Genomic DNA, 16,586 nt, shown 5'->3' on the forward strand with positions numbered 1-16,586 from the left:
CTTTGCTCCAAAATTAAAGACTTGGTTAAAATAGGCGATATAGAATTAGGAGAGTTTCCTTTGCTTTTAGCACCAATGGAAGATGTTAGCGATCCTCCTTTCCGTGCATTATGTAAAGAGCAAGGTGCAGATGTGGTTTATACAGAGTTTGTTTCAAGTGAAGGGCTGATTCGTAATGCTGCAAAAAGCGTTATGAAACTAGATATCTATGAAAAAGAGCGACCTGTTGGTATTCAAATTTTTGGTGCCAATATGGAAAGTATGCTTCAAACTATTGATATTGTAGAAAAATCCAATCCAGATATTATTGATATTAATTTTGGTTGCCCTGTAAAGAAAGTGGTATCTAAAGGAGCAGGAGCAGGAATCTTAAAAGATGTCTGTCTCATGGAAAAATTGACTGCTGAAATGGTAAAACGCACCAAGCTTCCTGTTACTGTAAAAACCCGATTGGGTTGGGATCATGATTCTATAAAAATTGTAGAAGTTGCTGAGCGTCTTCAAGATGTAGGTATAAAATCTATAGCTATACATGGAAGAACCAGAGCCCAAATGTATAAAGGTAATGCAGATTGGAAACCGATAGCAGAAGTGAAAAACAATCCACGAATGCATATTCCTGTGTTTGGCAATGGAGATGTTAATACACCAGAGCGTGCTGCCGAAATGCGAGACAATTATGGGCTAGATGGTGCTATGATTGGTAGAGCTACTATTGGTAATCCTTGGTTCTTTAAACAGATAAAACATTATTTTAAAACAGGAAAACATTTAGATCCAATAACGATGCCAGAACGCGTTGAAGCAGCGAGACGACACTTACAAATGGCTATAGACTGGAAAGGTGAAAAACTAGGTGTTTTTGAAACTAGAAGGCATTATACTAACTATTTTAAGGGAATTCCGAACTTTAAGGAATATAGAATGAGAATGGTAACCAGTGATGATTCTAAAGATGTGTTTGATACTTTTGACGAGGTTTTAGAAAAATTTTCAGATTACCAATTCGTCTAAGATTTTATCAATTTTTTTGTAATGCGTTGAGATGCAATGCGAGATGCTACAATTCCTAAAGCAAAGATGGTTGCCAATACCAAGAATACATTATAGATATTTATACGCACAGGGTAAGCCAGCTCTGGTGTAAGCATTATTAAGTTGAAAGATTGTTGTAATAAAACAACTAATAACCCAATAGTTACACCAATTAAGCCACTAACCATAGTCATTAGACTGCCTTGCCAAAAGAATATAGATTTAATGATTTTTGGCTCTGTACCTAGGTTAAATAAGGTGTTTAAGGATTTCTTTTTATCTAAAATCATCATAATGATAGCTCCAATAACATTAAATAATGCAATGACTATAACTAAAGTAAAGATGAGGTAAATAGCTAAGTTTTCTGTATTTAGCATTTTAAACAAAGCGTCGTTAAGTTGCTCTCTGTTCTTAATAAGAAATGTATTATTAAAAGTAGAATTAATAGCCTCTCTTACTAGTTCTTCATCAGCTTCAGGATTTAATTTTAATTCTAAAGCGGAAATTTGATGGTTTTTGTAATTTAATAACTGTTTGGCCAATGTAATATCCGAAAAGATATATTCATCATTAAGTTCTTCATTAATATCAAATAAACCAACATTATTTACATATACGGTATTATAAGCTCCTTTAATAGAGCTGAGTTGCCCTTTTCCAGGTTTAGGAACGTAAAGTGAAAGCGCTTTTCTAAAATCTAGAATTCCAAACGAAAGTTTATTAGAAATTCCCCAACCTGAAACAACATCATTACTTTCAGGAGAAATCCAATTTCCTTTGGTTACCATAGAGTCAATATTGGTCACTTTTAAAAAGTTGGTGTCCACACCTTTTAAAGTCGCAAGAAGATTTTTATTTTCTGATTTTATAATAATGCGCTCTTCAATAATTTTAGAAAAAGAAGCAATGCCTTGTATTGATTTTAGCTTTAATTGATCGTCATCAGAGAAAATAAATGATTTACCTTGAGCAGGTGTGAGTTCTAAATCTGGATCTACAAAGGATGAAAACTGAAGGCTATAGTCTTTTAAGCCTGCAAAAACAGAAAGCACAATAAATAATGCGGCAGAAGCAATTATAACTCCGCCAGACGCAATAAGTGTCATAATATTTATAGCATTACTGCTGCTTTTAGAAAACAGATAACGTTTTGCTATATATAAAGGAAAATTCACTTAAGACTTTTTGCGCTTACCTAATAAATCTGGGTTTTCAAGAGGGTTGTCTTCGCCTTTTAAAGAACGTTCTATCCCGTCTATATATTCTAATGAGTCATCAATAAAAAATTCTAATTGTGGCATTCGTCTTAATTGATGTCGTGTGCGCTGAGATAATTCATGTCTTATTAAAGAAGTATTTGATCGTATACCTTCAAGTAATCCTTTTGCTTCTTTATTAGGGAAAATACTAAGATAAACTTTAGCAATAGATAAATCTACCGTAACGCTAACTTTAGAAACAGAAATAATAACACCTTTTAGTCCGCCAGAAGATGCTGCATGTTGTAATACCTCTGCTAAATCTTGTTGTAAGATACCAGCTATTTTTTTTTGTCTATTACTTTCCATAATGCAAAAGTAGGGATATTTAAAGATTATGTTATTTTTATATAACAAAAATCATAGTTTGCTTTTAAAGGAATTGATTTCTTTGTGTGATTTAATAAATAATTAATTAAGTTTTTACACTAGTAGAAACTGCAATAAAAGATTCTCGCTTTCTCGAGAAATTGATATGAAAAAAATAGAACATATAGGTATTGCTGTAAAAGATATAGAACAATCTAATAATTTGTTTAAAGCATTATTTGGTAAAGCTCATTATAAAATTGAAGAGGTTGAAAGTGAAGGGGTAAAAACTTCTTTTTTTGAATGTGGACCTAATAAGATAGAGCTGCTTCAGGCAACTAATAAAAATAGTCCAATAGCTAAATTTATAGAAAAGAAAGGAGAAGGTATTCACCATATTGCTTTTGCTGTTGATGATATTGAGGAAGAAATTAAGCGATTAACAGATGAAGGGTTTGAGATGATTCACAAAGTGCCAAAGAAAGGAGCAGATAATAAATTGATAGCATTTTTACATCCAAAGTCCTCAAATAGTGTTTTAATAGAATTATGTCAAGACATTAGAGATTAAAATTCTTGTAGAGTTTTAAAATAAGTATTAATATTGCAAACTCTTTAGAAATAAAGAAATTGGTAATTACCAATAGGTCCTATAACTCAGTTGGTTAGAGTATCTGACTCATAATCAGAAAGTCCCTGGTTCGAGCCCAGGTGGGACCACAAACTAAAAAGGCTTTAGTATTTACGCTAAAGTCTTTTTTTATGCAATATAGTTTTTGTGACAATAGCAGATTTGAATTTATAGATTAATAGTCTTTATTGCTTAAGTAATCTTTTTGAGGTACTTACATACAAGCTTTTTTATCATAATTTAACATTTAAGCTTTAAAAGCTTTTTTATGAATAGGAATTAATACTATATTTGCGTTAATTGTTATGATATTTTGTGCGTATCTTCCCTAACCATAGCACATTTTATGCATTTCATCGGTAATATATACCGTTAAAAGACGTTTTTAGATTAGATTTATTTTGTTAGATAGGTTTTTTTCTTACATTTACGACCCCTCAATTGATAACATGAATAATAGAAATAATATTATCCTAGTCTTATTATTATCCGTGGGTTTTGATTCAGCTGCGCAAGGATCTGCGCCTCCTCCTCCTATGCCTCCTCCTCCTCCTGGTCTTCCTATAGATGGAGGAATAGTACTATTATTTGTAATTGCTTTAGGTATCGGAATTTATAAAGCGTATAGTATATCTAATAAAACAGCTTAATGTCTTAAGTCATTAAGGCGTTTTACGTATTTACCAATAACATCAAATTCAAGATTTACTTTATCACCAACCTTAAGTGTTTTAAATGTGGTATGTTGATAAGTATATGGTATTATAGCTACAGAAAATTGATTAGCTTTAGAATTTACCACGGTTAAGCTAACGCCATTTACAGTAATAGAACCTTTTTCAATGGTAATGTTGCTTAGTCTTTTGTCGTATTGAAAAGTAAATACCCAACTCCCGTTTTCTTCTTCAATAGAAATGCATTCAGCAGTTTGATCTACATGTCCTTGAACAATATGACCATCTAAACGGTCACCCAATTTCATTGCACGTTCTATGTTTACTATGTTTCCTTTTTTAAGTAAACCTAAATTAGATTTATCTAAAGTTTCTTTTATAGCGGTAACTATATAATTATCACTTTCAATTGCAACAACAGTTAAACAAACACCATTATGGGCTACACTTTGGTCAATTTTTAATTCAGAAGTGATAGAAGTACTAATTGTAAGATGAAGGTTATCTCCTTCGTTCTTAAGATGCTTAACTGTTCCTAATTCTTCAATAATACCTGTAAACATAGTATCCGCTTTATTTGGTTAAATTTGTATTTGCAAAGTTAAGTACACAATTTAACTCATTAGCAGATTTTAATAAAAAAAAAGGATAATAATTATATATGAAGAAAGAAGAAAAAGTTATTGTAGGTATCTCAGTAGGAGATCTTAATGGCATAGGACCAGAAATTATCATCAAAGCATACGAAGATAGTAGGTCATTAGAGTTAAGCACGCCTGTTATTTTTGCTTCTGGAAAGACAATGCAGTTTTATAAAAATCATTTTAAAAGTAAAATCAACTTTTTTAATATAGATAAACCAGAAAACTTAGCTCATGGAAAAGTTAACGTGGTAAATGTTTGGAAAGAACCTGTTAAGATTGCATTTGGCAAAGCAGATAAAAAAATAGGTGGATATGCCGTTAAATCGTTAGAAGCTGCAACAAATGCATTAAAACAAGGAACAATAGATGTTTTAGTTACTGCGCCAATTAATAAGCACAATATACAATCAGACACCTTTAAGTTTCCAGGACATACCGATTATTTAGCTAAAGCTTTAAATGGAAAAAGTTTAATGTTTATGGTAGCGGACGATTTGCGTGTGGGGCTTTTAACAGATCACGTACCACTTAAAGATGCAGCAAACCATATTACTGAAAAGTTAATAATAGAAAAAATTGAAACAGTTACTAAATCCTTAAAACAAGATTTTGGCATTCGCAAACCAAGAATAGCTGTTTTGGCAATTAACCCTCATGCTGGAGATAATGGTGTTATTGGCAAAGAAGATGATGCTGTTTTGCGACCAACGTTAGAAAAAATCAGAAAAGATGGAACCTTAGCATACGGGCCATACTCTGCTGATAGTTTTTTTGGATCTAATAATTATAAAAGTTTTGATGCAGTAATTGCGTCTTACCACGACCAAGGTTTAATACCTTTTAAAACCATTGCCTTTGGAGGTGGAGTTAACTATACGGCTGGCCTAAGCAAGGTAAGGACTTCACCAGATCATGGTACAGCATATGAAATAGCAGGTAAGGGCACTGCAGATGAGAATTCTTTTGTACAAGCAATTTATACTGCAATCAATATATATAAGAACAGATTAGAATATAATCATTACAGTAAAAACCCTTTAAAGAAAGCTTTAAAATAGATATTAACAAAATTTGTTGATATCTGGTTTTTAAATAATTAAAAATTTGTATATTTGCGGGCTCAAAATGAGTGTGGTAATGAAGGTATTAAAAGAATATACAATCCAATTCATTGGTTTAAAAGAAGGAGAACACAGTTTTGAGTATAATATTAATAATACGTTCTTTCAAATTTTTGAGTATGATGAGTTTAATGAAATTGATGTAAAAATCAATTTAAAACTCATTAAGAAATCTACTTTGCTTGAGCTTTATTTTAATGCATCTGGTTATGTTAATGTTAATTGTGACCTCACAAATGAGCCTTATAATCAGAAAATTAAAGATGAGTTTAAGTTAGTTGTAAAATTTGGTGCTGAGTATAATGATGATAATGAAGATATTTTAATTATACCACATGGCGAATATGAAATTAATATTGCTCAATACATTTATGAGCTAATCATATTGGCAGTGCCAGCAAAGCGAGTACATCCTGGAATAGAAGATGGAACTCTTAACTCTGACATACTTTCAAAATTAGAAGAATTGAGCCCAAAACAGGGTACTGATAAAAAAACATCTGAGGAAATTGATCCTCGTTGGAATAATTTAAAAAAACTATTAACGGATAAATAACATTTAAAATGGCACATCCTAAACGTAAAATATCTAGAACAAGAAGAGATAAAAGAAGAACGCATTATAAAGCTTCTGTACCTCAAATAGCTACTTGCCCAACAACAGGTGAGCCACACTTATATCATAGAGCGCACTGGCATGAAGGTAAGCTTTATTATAGAGGTCAGGTTTTAATAGATAACTCGGTAGAAGAAGAAAATTTAGCATAACTATTATGCGCGCATATAATAAAACGCTCACATGTGAGCGTTTTTTTTATTTTAATTTTCTGAATAAGTGAAAAACCACTTACTTTGCATAATTAACTGCCGAAAAATGACAAAAATCCATTAATAAGTATTGGTTTTTGTCATTTTTCAATACTTTTAATTAATATAAAAGCTAATAATGAGTAAAATCACAGCGGCAATTACGGCTGTCGGAGGTTATCTTCCTGACTTTGTACTTTCTAACAAAGTTTTAGAAACTATGGTAGATACCAATGACGAGTGGATTACAACACGAACAGGTATTAAAGAGCGTAGAATTCTTAAAGAAGAAGGTAAAGGAACATCATTTTTAGCCATCAAAGCAGCTGAAGATTTAATCCAAAAAACAGGTTTAAATCCAGAAGAAATAGATTTGGTCATTGTTTCTACAGCAACACCAGATATGAAAGCTGCTTCTACAGCAGCCTATACAGCTACTAAAATTGGTGCTATAAATGCCTTTTCTTACGATTTAGAAGCTGCTTGTTCTAGTTTCTTATTCGGAATGTCAACAGCAGCCGCTTATATTGAGTCTGGTCGTTATAAAAAAGTTCTATTAATAGGTGCAGATAAGAACTCGTCATTTATTAACTACGAGGACAGAGCAACTTGTATTATTTTTGGTGATGGAGGCGGAGCTGTGTTGTTTGAGCCTAATGAGGAAGGATTAGGATTACAAGACGAATTGTTAAGAAGCAACGGAGAAGGGAGAGAGTTTTTACGTGCTCAATACGGAGGGTCTTCATACCCAATAAATGAAAATACTTTTAATGAAGGAAATCATTATGTGTTTCAAGATGGAAGAACAGTATTTAAAAATGCTGTTTTCAATATGGCAGATGTTGCAGAACGTATATTAAAAAGAAACAATCTTACCAATGATGATATTTCTTGGCTAGTTGCCCATCAGGCAAATAAAAGAATTATAGATGCTACTGCACAGCGCATTAATTTGGAAGATGAAAAAGTGATGATGAACATACAAAAATATGGAAACACCACTTCTGCAACTTTACCGTTATTACTTAATGATTACGAATCTCAATTAAAGAAAGGAGATAATTTAATCTTTGCTGCCTTCGGAGGAGGCTTTACTTGGGGATCAATCTATTTTAAATGGGCATACAACCCTAACTAAAAATCTAACTAACAAAAATATCTAAATATTATGGATTTAAAAGAAATTCAGAACTTAATAAAGTTTGTAGCCAAGTCTGGTGCGAGTGAAGTTAAGTTAGAAATGGATGATGTTAAAATTACTATTAGAACAGGTTCTGATAGTGACACTACAATTGTTCAGCAAGTGCCTGTACAGGCTGCTCCTGTTGTACAACAAGCACCTGTTCCTGTAGCTGCACCAGCTCCAGAAGCTCCTGCTGCTGCACCAGCTCCTGCTGATGATTCTAAATACATTACTGTTAAATCTCCTATTATAGGAACATTTTATCGTAAACCATCTCCAGACAAACCTGTTTTTGTTGAAGTAGGAACAAATATTAAAGAAGGAGATGTACTTTGTGTTATTGAAGCCATGAAACTTTTTAACGAGATAGAATCTGAAGTATCAGGTAAGATTGTAAAAGTTTTAGTAGACGACGCTACTCCTGTAGAGTTTGATCAACCTTTATTTTTGGTAGATCCATCATAATATAAATCCCAATTTTCAATTTCCAAATTCCAAGCAATAGAGATTTGGAATTTAGTTTTTGAATATTGAAAATTTGAAGAATTTATGTTTAAAAAGATACTAATTGCAAATAGAGGTGAAATAGCACTACGTGTTATTAGAACCTGCAAGGAAATGGGTATTAAAACTGTTGCAGTATACTCAACTGCAGATGCAGACAGTCTTCATGTTAAATTTGCAGATGAAGCTGTTTGTATTGGTCCTGCACCCAGTAATGAATCCTATTTAAAAATATCAAATATTATAGCAGCTGCAGAAATTACTAATGCAGATGCCATACATCCTGGATATGGATTTTTATCTGAAAATGCTAAATTTTCTAAGATATGTGAAGAGCACGGAATTAAGTTTATTGGTGCTTCAGAAGAAATGATTTCCAAAATGGGTGACAAAGCTACTGCAAAAGCCACTATGAAAGCTGCAGGTGTGCCTTGTGTTCCAGGAAGTGAAGGTATTATTAAAGATTTTGAAGAGTGCGAAAAACTCGCTGAAGAAGTAGGTTATCCTGTAATGTTAAAAGCAACAGCAGGTGGTGGAGGTAAGGGAATGCGTGCTGTATGGAAAAAAGAAGATTTAAAAGCAGCTTGGGATTCTGCAAGACAAGAGTCTAAAGCAGCCTTCGGAAATAATGATATGTATATGGAGAAACTCATAGAAGAGCCAAGACATATTGAAATTCAGATAGTAGGTGATTCTCATGGTAAAGCTTGTCATTTATCAGAAAGAGATTGTTCTGTACAGCGTAGACATCAAAAGCTTACCGAAGAGGTTCCTTCTCCTTTTATGACCAATAGTTTGAGAAATAAAATGGGGAAAGCTGCAGTAAAAGCTGCAGAATATATTAAATATGAAGGAGCTGGTACTGTAGAGTTTCTAGTAGATAAACATAGAAATTTCTACTTTATGGAGATGAATACTCGTATTCAAGTAGAACACCCAATTACAGAGCAAGTTATAGATTTTGATTTAATAAGAGAACAAATCTTAGTTGCTGCAGGTGTGCCTATTTCTGGTAAGCATTACACACCAAATTTACATTCTATTGAGTGTAGAATAAATGCAGAAGATCCGTTTAATGATTTTAGACCTTCACCTGGAAAAATAACTACACTTCATGCTCCTGGAGGTCATGGAGTACGCTTAGATACTCATGTTTATGCTGGTTACAGTATTCCGCCAAATTACGATTCTATGATTGCGAAGTTAATTACAACTGCGCAAACACGAGAAGAAGCTATAAATAAAATGAAACGAGCTTTAGATGAGTTTGTAATAGAAGGTATAAAAACCACAATTCCTTTCCATAGACAATTAATGGAACATCCAGATTATTTAGCTGGTAATTATACCACTAAATTTATGGAGGATTTTAAGATAAAAGCTGAAAATGAAGATTAAAAAAAAGCAACCTATTTGGGTTGCTTTTTTTTTAATATATCTTTAAAAACTTTTTTAAAATGATGTAGAATATATTAAAGAAATTGTTGTTTTTTGTAAAATATTAATATAACCACTACCTTTATTGAAAAATTAAATATGTGATGAAAAATAATTACCAAAATCTTTTATTAAGCGTTTTAGCAGCTTTGTTTTTTGTATCGTTAGCTAATGCGCAGAAAACAAAAAATCCATGGTCAATAAATCATGGAGACCAAATTAAAAATGAAGATGTCATTTTTTATAAGTCAATACCTAAAAAATCTATTTTAATAGATATTAACATTGATGTTTTAAAACAACAGCTGGCCAATGTTCCGCAACGTGATTTTTCGTCTAAAGATCAAGGTGTTGTTATGCAATTACCTAATCAAAATGGAAAACCAGAATCTTTTTTAGTTCAAGAAGCTTCTGTAATGGAATATGAACTTCAAGTACAATATCCAGAGATAAGATCTTTTGTTGGTAAGGGAATTGATAATCCATCTGCTCTTTTGAGATTCAGTATTTCCCCACAGAAAGGTTTTAGTGGTATGGTATTATCTGATGGAAAAACGGTTTTTATTGAGCCTTATACATCAGATTTAAGAACATATATTTCCTTTATCAATTCAAATGAAGACGAGTCAATAGGAAATTTTGTTTGTGAAACAGAATATGATCCAGAAGATTTTAAAAAGTCTAGTGAAGACATTACTGCGCTAAGGAACGCTAATGATGGAACTTTAAGGACTTATCGCTTAGCCCTTGCTTGTACAGGAGAATATGCACAATATCATGGCGGTACAGTTGCAGGAGCACTAGCAGCAATGAATGTTACAATGGCGAGAGTAAATGGTGTTTTTGAAAGAGATTTAGGGTTAACTATGGTTATAGTAGGTAATAATTCTAATGTTATATTTTTAAATGCAGCAACTGATCCATACACTAATAATAATGGTGGAGTAATGCTTGGTCAAAATCAAACGGCATGCGATGCTAATATTGGACCAGCAAATTATGATATAGGTCATGTGTTTAGCACAGGAGGTGGAGGTATAGCAGCCTTAAGGTCTCCATGTACATCTAATAAAGCGCAAGGAGTTACAGGTTCGCCTGCACCAACTGGTGATGCTTTTGATATTGATTACGTTGCTCATGAGATGGGTCATCAGTATGGAGGTAATCATACACAAAACAATAATTGTCAAAGATCGAGTGTGTCTGTAGAACCAGGAAGTGCTTCTTCAATTATGGGTTATGCAGGTATTTGTGCACCTAATGTGCAAAATAACAGTGATGATTACTTTAATGGACAAAACATTCTGGAAATGTGGAATAATATTTCTACAGGTAATAGTAGTTCTTGTTTTGTAGGAACTGTAACCAATAATGTAGCACCTGTTGCAAATGCAGGGGCAAATTATAGTATTCCTAGATCAACAGCATTTGTTTTAAGAGGTTCTGCAACTGATGCTGATACAGCAACAGGATTAACATACTGTTGGGAACAAATTGATGCAGATCCAGCGACAATGCCTCCAGTAGCAACAAGTAATCTAGGACCTCTTTTTAGATCATTAGACCCTACAGCATCTCCTAATCGTTACATGCCACCGTTAAGTACAGTAATGTCAGGTTCTTTAGCTACTACATGGCAAGTTGTACCATCTGTAGCTAGAACCATGAATTTTTCTTTAACAGTAAGAGATAATGAAACAGGTGGGGCAGCTACAGATTCTGATAATATGGTTGTTGATGTACAAGGAGGGACACCTTTTACAGTTAATACTCCTCCTACATGGGCTGGAGGTTCTAGCCAACAAGTAACATGGGTTGTAGGTCAAACTAATTCAAGTCCTATAAATTGTCAAGCAGTTAATATTCTTTTCACTAATAATAATGGTGGATCTTTTACAACATTAGCAACTGGTGTTCCTAATACTGGTTCTGCTACAATTACAGTTCCTGGAGGTAATACTAATAACGCAAAAATTCTTGTAGAAGCTGCTGATAACATTTTTTATGCAGTATCTAATACATTTTCTATTTCTAGTGCGCAAGATTTTAGTATAAACTCTACAACTGGAGATGTAAATGTTTGTAATCAAGACACAGCTACAATGGAATTTAGTTATGTTACATCTAACGGCTTTTCTGAGACAACATCGTTTAGTGTTTCTGGCATACCTGCAGGTGCAGGATCTAGTTTAAGTCCTATGTCTTTAAGTGCAGATGGTACTGTAACTTTAAGTTTAACAGGCTTAAATGCCGTTGCAAGTAATACTTATACAATTACACTTACAGCAAGTTCTCCATCAATAAACAAGCAAACCACAGCAAATTTAACTATTACTGATGGTGCATGCCCTTCAAACGGTAGTCTTCAATATCAGACTAGAACAACAGGTGTAATTTTTAATACTATAAATAACCTTGATGCTGGTCCTAAAACATCTCCTTACTCTGATTTTACAGCAATTTCTACAGATGTTGAAGCAGGGATGAATTATGATTTATCTGTAAGAGCAAATTCTGATGGAAATTTTCAAATAATAACAAGAGTTTGGATAGATTGGAATCAAAATTGTTCTTTTGATGATGCTGGCGAAGAATATGATTTAGGTCTTTCTGCAAATATTGCAGATGCATTAACTGCAAATTCACCATTAAGTATTACTGTACCAAATGATGCCGTTGCAGGTAGCACTACAATGAGAGTTAGTACAAAGTATACTAATCCTGGTGCAAATGATGTTCCTACATCATGTGAGACTGGTTTTGATGGTGAAGTAGAAGATTATTCTCTTAACGTTATTAATAACTTAAGTATTGAGGATAATGAATTAGAAAATCTATCTATCTATCCTAATCCAAATAACGGTACATTTAATATTGGTTTTAATCCAAAATCGGGCGAAAATATTTATATTGAAGTTTATGACATAAGAGGAAGAGCAATTTTCACAAACTCTTATAATAGTGTTAGTAGATTTGATGAAGTCATTAGCTTAGATAATGCACAGTCTGGTGTATATTTATTAAATATTTCAGACGGTTCTAATAAAATAACTAAGAAAATTATAGTTGACTAATTTTTAATACATAATATAAAAGCTCCTAAATTTAGGAGCTTTTTTTTGCTATGAATTTATCTTATTGGGAAATAAAAACTTGGCTATCTAACGTTGATTTTACAATAGTTGGAAGCGGAATAGTCGGTCTTAATTGTGCACTGCAACTAAGAAAAAGGTTTCCTAAATCTAAGATCCTTATATTAGAAAAAGGATTTTTACCGCAAGGAGCAAGCACTAAAAATGCCGGATTTGCTTGTTTTGGTAGTTTAAGTGAAATCATAGATGATTTAAAATCACATTCTGAACAAGAAATCGTAAACCTTGTAAAAAAAAGGGTAGATGGACTACAATTACTTCGTAATACACTAGGAGATAAGGCAATTGACTACCAAAATTTTGGTGGTTATGAACTATTCACTAATGATAATGAAGCGCTTTATAATTCTTGTGCTGAAAAGCAGCAATTCATTAACGAACTTTTAGAACCGCTTTTTAACGACAAGGTTTTTACATTTTGTGATAATCGTTTCAGTTTTCAACATATAAAGCCGAATTATAGCTTTAATAAATTTGAAGGGCAGATAGATACCGGAAAAATGATGGAAGCCTTACTTTTCAAGGTTAAATCATTTGGAATACAAATATTAAATAACTGTACTGTTGAAAGCTTTTCAGGTGAATTAAATAAAGTAAAAATCAAAACCAATTCTTTTGAGTTTTCAACTTCAAAACTATGTATTGCAACAAATGGTTTTGCGTCTCAACTTATAGACCAAGAAGTTAAACCAGCTAGAGCACAAGTTTTAATTACAAAACCCATTGAAAACCTTCATATTAAAGGAACATTTCACTTAGATAGAGGATATTATTACTTCAGGAATATTGATAATAGAATCTTATTTGGTGGAGGTAGAAATTTAGATTTTAAAACAGAAGAGACTGATGAATTTGGCGAAACTAAGATCATTCAAAACAAGCTTGAAGAGTTGCTAAAAACAACAATATTACCAAACATTAATTTTGAAATAGATTATCGCTGGTCTGGAATTATGGGTGTTGGCGAACAAAAAAAAGCCATAGTTAAACAATTGAGTAACAATATATATTGTGGAGTGCGCTTAGGAGGAATGGGAGTTGCCATTGGCAGTACAGTGGGTTTAGAACTAGCAGATTTAATATAAATGGATATCAAGGAACAGCTTTATAACGAGTGCAAAGAGAATTTAGAGAATCGCTTACAGGTTATTCAAAACAATATTTTAGATATAGAAACTGCACTACAATCCGAGACTAAAAGTAGTGCTGGTGATAAGCACGAAACAGGTCGAGCTATGCTGCAGTTAGAGCGCGAAAAGTTAGGGCAACGTTTAGCAGAAATTCAAAAATTGCAAGATTTACTTCAAAAAACAGATTATAAAGCAACGCATACTAAAGTAGCTCTCGGAAGTATTGTGTTTACCTCAAATTTAAATTATTACATAGCCATTAGTACTGGTGAACTTAAAATTAACGAAACCTGTTTTTATGCTATTTCACCAGCAACACCAATAGCTCAAGTGTTGTTGGGTAAAGAAGAGGGAGATGTTGTTAGCTTTAGAAATAGTACATTTACAGTATTAAAAGTGATGTAAATATTCTATCGTGTTTTTCAATATTTTCTATTAATGAAAAATCTTAAGACAATTGTTAAAACCATAATTAAGTTTAGAGTTGTTATTATAATACTTCTAACGGTTTTAATGGCCTTGGCGAACTACCAAACTATCAATAAGCTTAAGATTGATAATTCGTTAACGATATGGTTTTTAGAAGATGATCCCAGTTATAAAGCATATATAGATTTTCAGGAAAAATTTGGTTCAGATGAAATATACATTGCTATGTTTCCTTTGGAAAATGCACTATCAAAAGATAAAATCAACAAACTAAAAGAACTTACTAATGCAGTTGAAGCTTTTCCATATGTAAAGACATCGTATAGTTTAGCAAAGGCTAAATACCCTTTATATACCAATAATAGTGTTCGTTTTCTTGATTTGTATAACTCTGAACGAAGTGAAAAAGGATTAAAGAGTTTATTTTCTAAGCTTCCTAATGTTACTACTCAATTAGTTTCGGAAGATTACAAAAACTTATTTTTTTACATTCAGCTAAATCCTACACCTACTATTGAAGCACAACGAAAAGATATTTTAGGTGAAATAACTAAAACAATAGCGCATTATTTTGAAGAATATCATTTAACAGGACCACCAGTTTTAAATGAGGCCTACAGCAAAGGTATTTATAAGGAAAGCTTAATGTTTGGCATACTAACGGTTTTGGTAATAACTGTAATGCTTTTGTTCTTGTTGCCAAGCAAGCGTTATCTTATTGTGGCACTATTATCAGTAGCTGTACCTGTGAGTTTGCTATTTGGTATTATTACTGCTATGGGATTTTCGTTGAATATGATTTCTATGCTTATTCCAACCATATTAATGGTTTATAGTGTTAGTGATGCTGTACACATTATTAATATTTACCATAAAGAAGGTCTTAAAAACCAGTCGCTTTCAAAAGTCGATTTATTAGCAATTGCCATTAGAAAAAGCTTCACACCTTGTTTCTATACTACATTAACCACCTTTGTGGGCTACTTTGCGTTGTACTTATCACCTTTGCCAGCGTTTAAAAATATGGGTGTTTTTACCTGTATAGGCTTATTGTTGAGTTTTACATTAGTTTATGTAATTACTATAATAGGCTTTAGTTTTATGACGCTTAATTTTAAGAAAGCACAACCTATTTTATCATTTAAAGAATTAAGCCAAACACAATTTATAGATTGGTTAAATGGATTTACAACTCAATATAAAACAAGCATTATTGTAGGTTTTACTGCATTGTTAATCTTTGGTTTATATGCAGTAACACAGGTTAAAATAGACACACGCTCTATAGATTTATTGGCAGAAGGTGAAGCCAAAGAAGATTTAAGAATTGTAGAAGAACAACTAAAAGGGAGTTCTAGATTACAACTTAATGTTTCTACCATAAGTGGTAATGCCATTTTGAATAGAGAAGCAATGAAACAGCTAGAGGTGTTTCAAAACAAGTTAGAGGACAATCCATTGATTATTGCACCAGTTTCTGTGGTTAATATTAAATCATTTTTAGAAAAACGTTCACCAGTTTTATTTCAGAGTAATGTTTCTGAAGAGCGAGTTAAAAAGATTTTATCTACTGTAGATAATACCGATAACAATTTCTTTAAATTATTTTCTGAAGATTTTTCTACCGCAGGAATTACCTTGAGTTTGCCAGAAATGACAACTTCGGAATTAGAACAAATCCTTGTAGACATTGAGCAGAACTTTCAAGAAACATTTAATAACAATGCGTTTAAGCTTAAAATAAACGGTTTTGCTGTTGTTTTTGCACAGCTTAATAACTTTATACTAGAGACACAGTTTAAGTCGTTTTTTGCTGCGTTTTTTGTAGCATTCTTGTGTCTTTTAATTTTTATAAAAAGTATTAGAACTACATTATTGGTTTTAATTCCTAATGTTTTACCATTAGCTATTTTAGCAATTGTAATGAGTTTATTAGACATTCCGTTAGATGTGTCAACAGCAATGATAACACCTATAATGCTAGGCATAGCTATGGATGATACCATTCACTTAGTTTATAAATACCGAAAAAGTAAAACCATTTCTGGTTCACCAAATGAACGTATGGATAGTGCTATGCATTATACAGGAAGTGCTTTGTTTTCAACCACAATTGCCTTGGTAGGTGGTTTTTTAATAATAGCGTCTAGTGCTACACCATCGGTTAGTGATTTCGGAATTTTATGTGCTGTAACCGTTGCTATTGCTTTAATTACAGATATTTTTTATTTACCAGCTTTATTAAAAAAGTTTGATAAATAACTGAAA

The 16,586-nt window shown here is 32.5% G+C and carries 16 protein-coding genes and 1 tRNA gene; 14 read left to right on the plus strand and 3 right to left on the minus strand.

What is annotated here, in order from left to right; translation table 11 throughout:
* The first annotated feature begins 21 nt into the window (after positions 1–21).
* Positions 22–1,014, plus strand: a complete 993-nt coding sequence (gene dusB, locus N4A42_RS05685) for a tRNA dihydrouridine synthase DusB (RefSeq protein WP_294071160.1) — start codon at positions 22–24, stop codon at positions 1,012–1,014.
* Here dusB and N4A42_RS05690 read toward each other — a convergent pair.
* On the minus strand, positions 1,011–2,213 hold the full coding sequence (locus N4A42_RS05690; protein ID WP_294071163.1) for an ABC transporter permease: 1,203 nt from the start codon (positions 2,211–2,213) through the stop codon (positions 1,011–1,013). The two genes, dusB and N4A42_RS05690, sit on opposite strands and share 4 nt — an antisense overlap.
* Positions 2,214–2,606, minus strand: a complete 393-nt coding sequence (rbfA, locus tag N4A42_RS05695; RefSeq protein ID WP_294071166.1) for a 30S ribosome-binding factor RbfA — start codon at positions 2,604–2,606, stop codon at positions 2,214–2,216. It abuts the gene before it with no gap.
* Between the two features lie 166 nt (positions 2,607–2,772).
* Here rbfA and mce point away from each other — a divergent pair, with 166 nt between their 5' ends.
* The 3 genes from mce (at position 2,773) to N4A42_RS05710 (ending at position 3,887) form a co-directional block, all read left to right on the plus strand.
* Complete coding sequence (gene mce, locus N4A42_RS05700; protein WP_294071169.1) at positions 2,773–3,177, plus strand: methylmalonyl-CoA epimerase; 405 nt, start codon at positions 2,773–2,775, stop codon at positions 3,175–3,177.
* Positions 3,178–3,252: 75 nt separating this feature from the next.
* Positions 3,253–3,326, plus strand: a tRNA-Ile gene (locus tag N4A42_RS05705).
* A gap of 402 nt (positions 3,327–3,728) precedes the next feature.
* On the plus strand, positions 3,729–3,887 hold the full coding sequence (locus tag N4A42_RS05710) for a hypothetical protein (RefSeq protein ID WP_294071172.1): 159 nt from the start codon (positions 3,729–3,731) through the stop codon (positions 3,885–3,887).
* Here N4A42_RS05710 and N4A42_RS05715 read toward each other — a convergent pair.
* Positions 3,884–4,474 carry a riboflavin synthase gene (locus N4A42_RS05715; RefSeq protein WP_294071175.1) on the minus strand — a complete coding sequence of 197 codons (591 nt, stop codon included), beginning with the start codon at positions 4,472–4,474 and terminating at the stop codon, positions 3,884–3,886. The genes N4A42_RS05710 and N4A42_RS05715 overlap by 4 nt on opposite strands.
* 98 nt (positions 4,475–4,572) lie before the next feature.
* Here N4A42_RS05715 and pdxA point away from each other — a divergent pair, with 98 nt between their 5' ends.
* From pdxA to N4A42_RS05765, 10 genes are all read left to right on the plus strand, one after another.
* Positions 4,573–5,613, plus strand: a complete 1,041-nt coding sequence (pdxA, locus tag N4A42_RS05720) for a 4-hydroxythreonine-4-phosphate dehydrogenase PdxA (RefSeq protein ID WP_294071178.1) — start codon at positions 4,573–4,575, stop codon at positions 5,611–5,613.
* Between the two features lie 79 nt (positions 5,614–5,692).
* Positions 5,693–6,232, plus strand: coding sequence for a DUF177 domain-containing protein (locus N4A42_RS05725; RefSeq protein WP_294071181.1), 540 nt, complete (start codon positions 5,693–5,695; stop codon positions 6,230–6,232).
* Positions 6,233–6,240: 8 nt separating this feature from the next.
* A complete protein-coding gene (gene rpmF / locus N4A42_RS05730) occupies positions 6,241–6,444 on the plus strand; it encodes a 50S ribosomal protein L32 (RefSeq protein WP_294071184.1) in 204 nt (67 codons plus the stop codon).
* A gap of 178 nt (positions 6,445–6,622) precedes the next feature.
* Positions 6,623–7,621 carry a beta-ketoacyl-ACP synthase III gene (locus tag N4A42_RS05735; protein WP_294071186.1) on the plus strand — a complete coding sequence of 333 codons (999 nt, stop codon included), beginning with the start codon at positions 6,623–6,625 and terminating at the stop codon, positions 7,619–7,621.
* 30 nt (positions 7,622–7,651) lie between these two features.
* Positions 7,652–8,131, plus strand: coding sequence for an acetyl-CoA carboxylase biotin carboxyl carrier protein (gene accB / locus N4A42_RS05740; protein ID WP_294071189.1), 480 nt, complete (start codon positions 7,652–7,654; stop codon positions 8,129–8,131).
* 84 nt (positions 8,132–8,215) lie between these two features.
* Entirely contained in the window at positions 8,216–9,568 is a 1,353-nt protein-coding gene (accC, locus tag N4A42_RS05745; RefSeq protein ID WP_294071192.1) for an acetyl-CoA carboxylase biotin carboxylase subunit, read from the plus strand.
* 143 nt (positions 9,569–9,711) lie between these two features.
* Positions 9,712–12,681, plus strand: a complete 2,970-nt coding sequence (locus N4A42_RS05750; RefSeq protein ID WP_294071195.1) for a reprolysin-like metallopeptidase — start codon at positions 9,712–9,714, stop codon at positions 12,679–12,681.
* Between the two features lie 50 nt (positions 12,682–12,731).
* A complete protein-coding gene (locus N4A42_RS05755) occupies positions 12,732–13,844 on the plus strand; it encodes an FAD-binding oxidoreductase (RefSeq protein ID WP_294071198.1) in 1,113 nt (370 codons plus the stop codon).
* Positions 13,845–14,294, plus strand: coding sequence for a 3-oxoacyl-ACP synthase (locus tag N4A42_RS05760; protein WP_294071201.1), 450 nt, complete (start codon positions 13,845–13,847; stop codon positions 14,292–14,294).
* Positions 14,295–14,327: 33 nt separating this feature from the next.
* Positions 14,328–16,580, plus strand: a complete 2,253-nt coding sequence (locus tag N4A42_RS05765; RefSeq protein ID WP_294071204.1) for an MMPL family transporter — start codon at positions 14,328–14,330, stop codon at positions 16,578–16,580.
* The last annotated feature ends 6 nt before the right edge of the window (positions 16,581–16,586 follow it).

The organism is Winogradskyella sp., from assembly GCF_025210595.1.
Taxonomy (GTDB): domain Bacteria; phylum Bacteroidota; class Bacteroidia; order Flavobacteriales; family Flavobacteriaceae; genus Winogradskyella.

Excerpts from the sequence above, each read along its gene's own strand:
- N4A42_RS05765 (WP_294071204.1), top strand. The coding sequence starts at position 14,328 with ATGAAAAATCTTAAGACAATTGTTAAAACCATAATTAAGTTTAGAGTT.
- accC (WP_294071192.1), top strand. The coding sequence starts at position 8,216 with ATGTTTAAAAAGATACTAATTGCAAATAGAGGTGAAATAGCACTACGT.
- mce (WP_294071169.1), top strand. The coding sequence starts at position 2,773 with ATGAAAAAAATAGAACATATAGGTATTGCTGTAAAAGATATAGAACAA.
- N4A42_RS05715 (WP_294071175.1), bottom strand. The coding sequence starts at position 4,474 with ATGTTTACAGGTATTATTGAAGAATTAGGAACAGTTAAGCATCTTAAG.
- accB (WP_294071189.1), top strand. The coding sequence starts at position 7,652 with ATGGATTTAAAAGAAATTCAGAACTTAATAAAGTTTGTAGCCAAGTCT.
- N4A42_RS05750 (WP_294071195.1), top strand. The coding sequence starts at position 9,712 with ATGAAAAATAATTACCAAAATCTTTTATTAAGCGTTTTAGCAGCTTTG.
- N4A42_RS05735 (WP_294071186.1), top strand. The coding sequence starts at position 6,623 with ATGAGTAAAATCACAGCGGCAATTACGGCTGTCGGAGGTTATCTTCCT.
- N4A42_RS05760 (WP_294071201.1), top strand. The coding sequence starts at position 13,845 with ATGGATATCAAGGAACAGCTTTATAACGAGTGCAAAGAGAATTTAGAG.
- pdxA (WP_294071178.1), top strand. The coding sequence starts at position 4,573 with ATGAAGAAAGAAGAAAAAGTTATTGTAGGTATCTCAGTAGGAGATCTT.
- N4A42_RS05755 (WP_294071198.1), top strand. The coding sequence starts at position 12,732 with ATGAATTTATCTTATTGGGAAATAAAAACTTGGCTATCTAACGTTGAT.
- rpmF (WP_294071184.1), top strand. The coding sequence starts at position 6,241 with ATGGCACATCCTAAACGTAAAATATCTAGAACAAGAAGAGATAAAAGA.
- N4A42_RS05725 (WP_294071181.1), top strand. The coding sequence starts at position 5,693 with ATGAAGGTATTAAAAGAATATACAATCCAATTCATTGGTTTAAAAGAA.
- rbfA (WP_294071166.1), bottom strand. The coding sequence starts at position 2,606 with ATGGAAAGTAATAGACAAAAAAAAATAGCTGGTATCTTACAACAAGAT.